Origin of the sequence: Enterococcus sp. 12F9_DIV0723 (genome assembly GCF_002174375.1) — a bacterium.
GTDB classification, from domain to species: Bacteria; Bacillota; Bacilli; order Lactobacillales; family Enterococcaceae; genus Enterococcus_A; species Enterococcus_A gilvus.
In genome coordinates this window covers 1609212-1615284 of record NZ_NIBK01000001.1, presented here as the reverse complement: position 1 = coordinate 1615284, position 6073 = coordinate 1609212, and the positions used below count along the sequence as shown (strand labels likewise).

The window sequence follows — 6073 nt, the reverse complement described above, 5'->3', positions numbered from 1 at the left end:
GTCCCATACGTGACTCCTCCAATTGCCTTTTTTAAAATAAATACACCTAGCATCGTACATAACTACACATCTAGATGTGTATAAGAGACAGGTCCCATACGTGACTCCTCCAATTGCCTTTTTTAAAATAAATACACCTAGCATCGTACATAACAAAAATACTACACTGTACATGGACGCTAATCCAAAACGGCCGTTATTCGCGTAAGGAAGAAGCAATAATGGCAGAGTGATGATTTTTCCTCCGCCAATAAAAAAAGTCGGTAAATATTGGCTAAAAGAAACAATAAATACTAAACTGGCAGCAGTCGTTAATCCAGGTCTCATTAACGGCCAGGTGATAGACCAAAAAATCGTCCAAGGTTTAGCACCTAAACTTTCCGCAGTCAATTGATACCCTTCCCCTAATTGACGATAACTCTCAAGCAAAATCTGCATTGCATAAGGCAAACAAAAATATGTATGAATCAAAATGATCCCAAAAAAAGTTCCTGTCAAATGGACTTGTAAAAATAATGTCTGGGTAGACGTGACAATCGCTATGGCGGGTAAAATCAAAGGCAAATAGATCATTACTTCTATCCAGCGCGGAGCCAGTAATTTTTGAAGTGAAAAGTATTTAGCGGCCGGCATAGCGATCAAAAGACTAATAAGCGTTGTTGCTATAGCGATGAAGAAGCTATTTACCACAGCTGGAAAGAAGCTAGGATCAAGTCTCATTTGATTAAGAGATTTCAATGCCACCTTCTCTGGAAAAAGTGACGGATACATCCATTGGTCGCTAAATGACCATAAAACTAGGAAAAGCATTGGTAATAATAGAACAAATGCGGTTAAGAGCAATAAATAATAACTAGTTTTTGAAGAGAGCTTTACCATATTTTTCTCCCTCCTGGTAGAAATCGGCTAATCGCCAAGCTAAGAAAGCTGACCGTCAAACATATCCCCGACATCACAAGATTCAATGCAAACGCCAACGGTCGAGTGGTTAAATCTGCTTGAGTAAACAACTCATAGGTTGTTATTGCGATCGTTTGATTACGAGGGTTCCCTAACAAATACGGGACCTCAAATGAAGCAAAAGTAAAACAAAATAATATTATAAACAAAGTAAATAGTGTTTTTTGAATCATAGGTAAAATTATTGAGAAAAATATTTTTATCGTTGAGGCGCCTAAATGTTTAGCCACCTCTATATACCCTAACTGTAACTGCTGCAAGATTGCCAAAGTCGTCACCGCAACAAAAGGAATTTCCTTGTATAGAAAAACCGCAAGGATGCCGAAACCTCCTGAATCATGAATTAGTAAAGGAAATTGATCCATTCCATTAATCCATCCTACCTGAAAAAAAATACGTGAAACGATTCCTGATTGACTAATTAATTGCATAATCATCAGCGCTACAATTATGTGAGGCAACGAAATAGGTAAGTTAATTATTTTATGTAACCAACAACTTGGAACTTTCATTAGCAGAAAGACTAACGCCACACCACCTATCAAAGATAAAAAAGTCGCAGTCAGCGCTAAATAGCAGCTGTATAAAAGCGACTTTTGAAAGAAAGGCTCTGCTAATACTTGTTGGTAATTATTTAACGAAAAATCTTTCAAGCCCACTATGGGATAATACCCTAAGCTAATTTGCAATCCTTTGAAAAGTGCTGCAAAAATTATAATGCTGTTTAATAGAATGAAAGGCAAGGCAAAGAGCGTTTTTCTATTCATGAAGAACGTGCTCTTTCCATAATGTCTCAATTAAAGGGATTTTTTCTGCTTGAACCTCAGGAATTTGCTTTTCTTGCATTTCTTCAAGTGAAAGTACCCCTTGATTTTTATAAAGATCTGACAATTTCTGATTGGTTTCTTTCGACAGTTTGTTAGAGTCAAAAGGTGGAATGCTATAGCCATACTCTGCTTCAGCTTTCTTCAATTGCGCGCTCTCACTAGTCATTTCGTTAATTAGTACCAATGCTGCAGGTTTGACTTTTGATGTTTCAGCTATGGCCAAGTAACTCTGGTTTGCAATTGTTCCTTTATCAAATAAGAAGGATTCGGTTGTCGGCTTAAACTCATTCTCTTTCCGCTTTTCTGCGACATGCATCTGAGAATAACTGTAGCTCATATTGACCTGTCCAGCAGCAAACATCTGATCCAATTCAGCGGTCGTCGTTGGATAGGTTTTTCCTTCTTGCCATAGATAGGGTTTAAGCTGATTCAAGTAATCCAAACCAGGCTTGATAACTTTATAAAGCGCGTCTTTGTCTGAACTGGCATTTTCCACCTTATCGTAACCGACGATATCACATATAACATTTCTTACAAAGGCGCTGCCCGTAAACTCCGGAGGTGCTGTATAAGTAAGTTTTCCTGGATTTGCCTTGGCATAATCAAGTAATTCTTTTGTACTTTTAGGGAATCCTTCTTTGAAGTTTTCACTATCACCTGCAAAAACCAATTGTGCACTCCCATATGGAACCTCGTATCCATCAATTTTGACACCAAAATCATACGTTGAGTTGTGTCCGTCGACATCCATCCATTTTTCAAAGCTTTCAACTTTGTCCGTGATTGGTCCATAAAGAAGCTTTGCTTGTTTTGCTGTATAAAAGTTTTCACCATTGATCCACATTACATCGATGTCGCCTTCTTTGGCTCCTGCTTCTTTCTCAGTGGTCAACTTATTCAAAATCTGGTCAATGTCCATCGGAATACGCTTCACTGTAATGTCGTATTTTTCTTTCATTGCAGGAGTTACAACCTCGTCAACCCAAGCGTTTGCTTTTTCATCGCCACCGAAGCCATAAAAAGTGACAGTTTCTCCTTTAGCCTCAGTTACTGCTTGAGAAAAAGTAGTGACGGATTCTGCTTTTTGTTCTTCATTCGTTTCATTTGTCTTGCAGCCAGTCAAAGAAAGCAACATTCCTGTTGCTAACAATCCTATTAACCATTTTTTCATACGTCTCTCCTATGCTCGTGTAACTATTTTTTTTGATTGATACCGATTTTTCCAGGCCTTTACTGGATTGGATAGCGGATGTGATGAGGGCGTATCCTCATTATGGATAACCTCGCCAAAAATCAAATCTAGTAAATGCCATGACTTTCCTCCACCTAAAATCATTGCTGACGTACAGGTGGCACAGTAAGTCACGATGTGTTCTGTTTTGAAATCTTGAACACGTTTCTCTGCAAATTTTTTTGCTAAATTCGGATTAGTGACACCACACATTCCACCCATGCCGCAACATAATGTATCTTCGCCCGATAGACGATTTTTTTGGACCTTATATCCTAGTTGCTCCAGCAATGTGCGAACCGCTTTATGTATTTCCGTGACTTCTTTAGTCGGGCAAGAATCCTGTATGGAAAAAACAACATCACTAGTTTTCCCTTTGCCAAGTGCTTCTTTTGGCAGGCCTAGCTCAGCCATTTTCACCCATAAAGAGGTCGTAGGAAACTGTTCTTGAATGGTCATCGTTTTAATACACCCTTGACACGCTACGATCAAATTGTCGATCTTTGCTTGTTTGACTTGTTTAGTTAACTCGGCAAAACGCGTTTGAAATAATTCTTCTTTACCGATCATACGCGTCGGTTTCCCGCAACATCCCTGAATAATAGCCAGATCCGGATAGTAGGTCTTCAAATAATCGATGACTAATGCAACTTGATCGGGATTGCTAGAACTCAATGAGCATCCTGCCATGAAACCATGCTTCATAGTATATCTCCTTTTTATGCTCCTCATTTGGTAAGACACATTTTATTCTTGAGTAAATTAATGCTCAGAATCCGAAAAGCTTCCTCGATTCACAGCACTAAAGAATTTACTCGTAGAAAGTCTTTGATGCATCTCTACACTTTTTAGCTGTTTTAGAGGATTTTCTTCTCTGACTAAATCTTGACGGATAGCTAAAAAAGCCTTATCTAGTTTTAACTGTAATGGACAAACCACCGTACATCGACCACATAACATGCATGAAAAAGGAACGATTGGCGCCAAATCTTTTTCTAAAAAGCGTTGAAACAATTCCTGAGGATTCTCACAGTATTGCTGTAAAAAAATACAGTCTTTCATGCAGCGTTTGCAACTTGTACAAGTTTCCGCGATTAACTGAGTCATTTCAATTGTTTTACTTGAGTAATCCATTAGACGAGCTCCTCATTAATAACACTACCGCTAGTTGTAATAAAACTCCTAAACATAAAACAGCACTTATTAAATAGTAGATTGGCGATGCTTCTAGCGTAAAAAATAGCTGCCAAACTAAGAAAAGTCCGCTAATCATCACCAGTAAAAATGACTCTGTCGTTCTTTTTTTTAAGGTTAGTAAGAGTGCAATTACGACTAAAACTACCGGCAGTAAAAATAACTTACTGCCGACAGCACTATTATTGACCTTATGAGAATAAAATAACACATTCCGCATAAACCCTAAATGATTTTTATACAGATCATTCATCAGATAGATGACATAAATCAGACCACTTTGTGTTATATGCACAAAAATTCTAAAAAGTTTCATTATTTCAAGATTTTCACTTTATCTTTGTCTCTTGGGTCGCCGATTTGAACCGGATATTTACTTGGATCTTTTTGATGTGCTTTATCCCAATCAAACCAACCGCCGTCAAATAATCGTACATCCTTCCAGCCTTCTTGTTTTGTAATAAAGAATGCCGTTGCTGCACGCCAACCAGTACCACAATAGAAAGCAACTTCTTTATCAGGCGTGATTCCCCATTTTTTCCATGCCGCAAAAATTTTAGTTGGTTCTTTGACAGTTCCATCATTATTCATTAATTGAGCAACATCAGCACTCGTTTTACTTGATTTTGCGTATACAGCGCCTTCAGGTTCACCCGCATTTTCAATATAGTCATATCCGCTAGTTTTGCCTGTGAACTCTTTCCAACTACGAATACTTGCTAAAACTAACTCAGGATTCTTTTCTTTTGAAGTAACTAAATCAGCAGAAGTAGAAATTAAGTACTCAGGGCGTCCTGGAACGTTCGCACCGAAATCTTTTGCAGCTTTTCCTTCTTCTTCCCCTTTTTCTACTTTATAGTCCGCTTTTTCCCATGCCTTTAATCCGCCATCTAAAATCTTCACTTGGTCTACACCTAACCAATAGGCAACAAAGGCTACACGTGCTGCTGCATTGATATCACTAGAATAGACAATTATTGGCGTTGTTTTTGTCACGCCGCGTTTTAAAAATACTTCTTTACATGTTTCAGCATCGAAAATATTCCAATTAGTTTCTTCACTTTCAATTTCCATTGTGTCGATATGGAGGGCGCCTGGAATATGAGCCTTTTTATAGTCTTTACCTTCACCATAAGAAGCCTCGATAATCACTGTATCTTCGTTATTTTTCATTTGTTTTTTAGCCCATTTTGCATCTACAAAGAAATCATCCTCTTTGATATCTTTGCTTTTGACCAACCGTTGAACTTTGTTCGACTTATCCGCAGCATGAACCACTTCTGTTTTTGAATAGACAACTAATGCTGTTAACAACAAACAACCAATTACTGTAATCATTTTTTTCATTTTAATTGCTCCTCTAAAAGTTTGTTCTTTCACTTAAACCGTTTTCAGTAGTTGCAAAAGCTCTTTTTTGCGCACAACAAAAAAACATACCAAAATAAGTATGCTTCCTCCCTATACAGTCCTAATCCAGATGTTTAATCGTCGTTTGATTCGATTAAAACTTTGACCCATCGGAGGAAAGTCAGTTGTCCTACTTGCTTAGAAACTCTAAGTAATGACTGATTTCATAGTCACCGTTGATAATTTTTAAGCATAAGGACACCTCCTGCCTCCCATTTTAAAATCGGGGTCTTTTCCTTACCGAGTATATCGAAACGTTATCCGTTTAGCAAGAGTATTCAGACTAAAAAAAACAAAAATTCTTTTTGTGAAAGAATGATTATTATTTTGAATTAATTCTACGTAAAGTCTTTTAGAAAAAATAGTTAATTAGTGATTAAATCATGGAGATATTTTTATAAAATTACAATAAATTTGAATTTAAAAAAAGCGAGTGTTGAACGTTTTGTCCAGT

6 protein-coding genes are annotated in these 6073 nt (G+C 37.4%); all 6 read right to left on the bottom strand.

Features of this window, described 5'->3' with window-relative positions; translation table 11 throughout:
* Positions 1 to 879, bottom strand: an 879-nt coding sequence (locus A5868_RS07695; RefSeq protein ID WP_087654139.1) for an ABC transporter permease subunit, incomplete at its 3' end; no start/stop codon positions are given.
* The gene (locus A5868_RS07690) at positions 873 to 1727 is read right to left on the bottom strand and encodes an ABC transporter permease (RefSeq protein ID WP_086303921.1); all 855 of its coding nucleotides are present in this window, start codon (positions 1725 to 1727) and stop codon (positions 873 to 875) included. The genes A5868_RS07690 and A5868_RS07695, both read right to left, overlap by 7 nt.
* Positions 1720 to 2958 carry an ABC transporter substrate-binding protein gene (locus A5868_RS07685; protein WP_086303923.1) on the bottom strand — a complete coding sequence of 413 codons (1239 nt, stop codon included), beginning with the start codon at positions 2956 to 2958 and terminating at the stop codon, positions 1720 to 1722. Before A5868_RS07685 ends, A5868_RS07690 begins: the two co-directional genes overlap by 8 nt.
* 9 nt (positions 2959 to 2967) lie before the next feature.
* Positions 2968 to 3723, bottom strand: coding sequence for a (Fe-S)-binding protein (locus A5868_RS07680; RefSeq protein ID WP_010780878.1), 756 nt, complete (start codon positions 3721 to 3723; stop codon positions 2968 to 2970).
* Between the two features lie 57 nt (positions 3724 to 3780).
* A complete protein-coding gene (locus A5868_RS07675; RefSeq protein ID WP_086303925.1) occupies positions 3781 to 4152 on the bottom strand; it encodes a 4Fe-4S dicluster domain-containing protein in 372 nt (123 codons plus the stop codon).
* A 375-nt stretch (positions 4153 to 4527) separates the two neighbouring features.
* Positions 4528 to 5559 (bottom strand): sulfurtransferase, encoded by a 1032-nt coding sequence (locus A5868_RS07665; protein WP_086303929.1) that lies wholly within the window; start codon positions 5557 to 5559, stop codon positions 4528 to 4530.
* Positions 5560 to 6073 lie beyond the last annotated feature (514 nt).

What these genes read in the sequence shown, in the direction of transcription:
- A5868_RS07690 (WP_086303921.1), bottom strand. Translation starts at nt 1,727, where the DNA reads ATGAATAGAAAAACGCTCTTTGCCTTGCCTTTCATTCTATTAAACAGC.
- A5868_RS07685 (WP_086303923.1), bottom strand. Translation starts at nt 2,958, where the DNA reads ATGAAAAAATGGTTAATAGGATTGTTAGCAACAGGAATGTTGCTTTCT.
- A5868_RS07680 (WP_010780878.1), bottom strand. Translation starts at nt 3,723, where the DNA reads ATGAAGCATGGTTTCATGGCAGGATGCTCATTGAGTTCTAGCAATCCC.
- A5868_RS07675 (WP_086303925.1), bottom strand. Translation starts at nt 4,152, where the DNA reads ATGGATTACTCAAGTAAAACAATTGAAATGACTCAGTTAATCGCGGAA.
- A5868_RS07665 (WP_086303929.1), bottom strand. Translation starts at nt 5,559, where the DNA reads ATGAAAAAAATGATTACAGTAATTGGTTGTTTGTTGTTAACAGCATTA.